This window comes from Streptomyces sp. NPDC057654 (genome assembly GCF_042800135.1).
GTDB lineage: Bacteria > Actinomycetota > Actinomycetes > Streptomycetales > Streptomycetaceae > Streptomyces.
The window spans coordinates 1-2,667 of sequence record NZ_JBHVHQ010001050.1 but is presented as its reverse complement, the minus strand read 5'-3'; the positions used below and the strand labels follow the sequence as shown (position 1 = coordinate 2,667).

Here is a 2,667-nt window from a genome sequence, read left to right as displayed (position 1 = left end):
GTCTCGGGCCGGGGCTCGGCCCGCCGCCGGTTGCGGCCGCCGGACGCGCCGGGCCCGCCGCCCATGCGTACGTCCCGGTCGCCGCCGCCCGTACGAGCGCCCCGGCCCGTACCCGTACTCGCGGCGTCGGCGTCGGCGTCGCGCGAGTCCGGGCGGCGGCCCGCGGCGTCGGCGAGCGCGGTGGCCGCCGCGATGCCCGCGATGGCCGTCGCGGTGTCCTCCGTACGGGTGATGGGCTCCGCGCGAGGGGTGTCTTCCGTACGAGGGGCGTCCTCGGTACGGGCGGGAGCGGGCACTTGGGCGGAGGCGGAGGCAGGCGCGTACGCCGAGTCGACCGGCTCGGACACCGCAGCCTTCTCGGGCTTCGCAGCCGCCTGGCGTCTGACGGCCGGCGCCGGATCGGCCAGGTCCGGCGGGTAGACGAACTCCTTGCCGGTGTCCGGGTCGATCAGCGGCACGAGGATGAGCGGCTGCTCGGTCGTGTCGTCCTCGGGCGCCCGCGCGCCCTCCCCCGCCGCCGTCTCGCCGCCGGTCTCCTCGGGCTCGACGGCCGGACCCCGGCCGCCGTCGATGACGGCCACGTGGGACCCCGGCCGGTCGGCCTGGAGCGGACCGGGCGCGTCCCGCTCCTCCACGGGCGCCGGGCCGTGCCCGTACCCGTCGCGGTCGTCGCGGAAGAGCATGTCCATGGGGATGCCCTCGCCGTGCCAGATGGCGCGCATCCGGGTGCCGGTGGACGGGCCGGTGTTCGGCCCGTCGTACGAACCGGCGTGCGCGCTGCCCTGCGGCCCGGCGGCACCACCGTCCTCTCCCCGCCGGCCGCGCTGTTCGTGTCGGTCCCCCTGCCGGCGGGAGTTCGCCGCGCCCGCTGAGGGCCCCGGCTCCGTACTGTCCTTGCTGCTCTTGCTGTCCTTCTTCATCTTCCGCTCCGTCATGCGAAGAGCCGCCGCCAGGTCTCGGGGCCGGGGTAGCCGTCGGCGTCGCGGCCGCCCCAGCCCTGCGACCGCTGGAACGCCTCGACGTTCCGGCGGTCGCTCTCGCTCCACCGGGGGCCGGGGCCCTGTGAGTAGTGCTTGCCGTAGCCCTTCTTGACCAGCTGCTTGCCGAGCTGTGCGACATACGTGTTGGACTGGCCGGGGCGGAACTTGGCCGCGCCCGGATAGGCGGGCGCCTTGCTCCCGCCGCTCCCGCCCTGATTGCCGCCAGAGCCACCGGACCCGCTGGAGCCCCCGGAGCCGCCGATGTTCTTCCCCTTGCCGCCGACCAGGTAGTCCCAGGTCGCCCGGCCGGGTATGCCGTCGGCGTCGCCCCCCGACCATCCCTGCGCCTTCTGGAACGCCTGGGTCGCCCGGCGGTCCGCCTCCGACCAGCGCGGGCCCGGCCCCTCGGAGTAGAACTTGGCGCCGCCGCGCTTCACCAGCATCTGGCCGAGCCGGGTCACCTGGGCGTTGTTCGCGCCGGGGCCGAAGGAACCGGCGCCGGGAAAGGCGGTGGAGCCGCCGCCGCTGTTGCCGCTGCCGCCGCCCACCACCCCGTTGTAGCGATAGGCCACATAGCGGCTGGAGTTGTTCCAGTAGGCATAGGGAGTGGAGCGCTTGAGCGTATGCGGGCGCGTCTGCTCGTAGGCGATGTACCGCGTGTGCGCGGAATTCGCCCAGCCGCCGAAGATGGTGACGTGCGAACCCGCTCCGGGGTTCGCCGCATTGTGGAAGAGAAGCATGTCGCCGGGTTGCAGCTGGCTCTTCGATATGTGGGTGGCGAACTGCGAGAGACTGCCCGTCCACTGGTTGCTGCCGAGATTCCAGGCCATCGAGACGAATCCCGAGCAGTCCTGCCGATAGCCGTCGGACCAGTAGTGGCTCATGCTGTACGGAACCTGCTGATTCACCCAGTGCTGGGCGCGGTTCAGTATCGCGTCGCGGGTGGTGGTGCGGTTCGTCACGGCGAGCGCCATGACCCGCCCCCGGCCGCCGGCCGCCTCGGCGTCGGCACCGTACAGCGCGCCGGCCCGGCCCTGCGGGGTGGCCCCGGCGGAGCTGTCCGACGCCCCGTCATGTCCCTGGCCCGCGCTGCTGACCTCGGACGGAGCGGGGCCGGCGGCTATCGCCGCGCCCGCGCCGCCGCCGAGCACCGTGCCCGCCGCCGCGACGAGCACGACGGCCCGGCGGGCGCCGTACGTCGCCGGGTGGCCGCCGTCGCGGGCGGGCACCGCGTGCAGCAGGGCCCGGCGGCGCTGCACGCATCCCCCGCACGCGCAATCGCCCGGGGGATCGAATTCCTCAAACACCGGCATCGACATATGAGTCCCCTCCAGGCCGTGAAGTTCCCGTCGCGCTTCGCACTCGGCACAGCTTCTCAACTACCCGGACAAACCGCATGTTGACGGAGCAACTGATGATCTTGCGCGACAGACATGATCTTCACAGAGCAAAACGGGAGGTTGTGCAGTCTTTGGTCCATAAACCAAAGGACTTTCGACCCTTTACCCGAGCCCCCTGTTCACCTATTCGGTCGCGCGCGGGCACGCCGGTACCGGACGGTCCGGAGCACCCCTTCGGATCCGGTAGAGTTTTCTCTGTCAGCGCGCGCCGCTAGCTCAGTTGGTTAGAGCAGCTGACTCTTAATCAGCGGGTCCGGGGTTCGAGTCCCTGGCGGCGCACGTAGAAC

At 72.3% G+C, this 2,667-nt stretch carries 2 protein-coding genes and 1 tRNA gene; 1 reads left to right on the top strand and 2 read right to left on the bottom strand.

Annotated features, from left to right (window positions below; all coding sequences use genetic code 11):
* Together ACFU99_RS40230 and ACFU99_RS40225 are read right to left on the bottom strand one after the other, a co-directional pair.
* The coding region (locus tag ACFU99_RS40230; RefSeq protein WP_384402699.1) for a hypothetical protein at positions 1-920 on the bottom strand (920 nt) is incomplete at its 3' end.
* Positions 921-931: 11 nt separating this feature from the next.
* Positions 932-2,299, bottom strand: coding sequence for a peptidoglycan-binding protein (locus ACFU99_RS40225; RefSeq protein ID WP_384402696.1), 1,368 nt, complete (start codon positions 2,297-2,299; stop codon positions 932-934).
* 286 nt (positions 2,300-2,585) lie between these two features.
* Here ACFU99_RS40225 and ACFU99_RS40220 point away from each other — a divergent pair.
* Positions 2,586-2,659, top strand: a tRNA-Lys gene (locus ACFU99_RS40220).
* Positions 2,660-2,667 lie beyond the last annotated feature (8 nt).

What these genes read in the sequence shown, in the direction of transcription:
- ACFU99_RS40225 (WP_384402696.1), bottom strand. Translation starts at nt 2,299, where the DNA reads ATGTCGATGCCGGTGTTTGAGGAATTCGATCCCCCGGGCGATTGCGCG.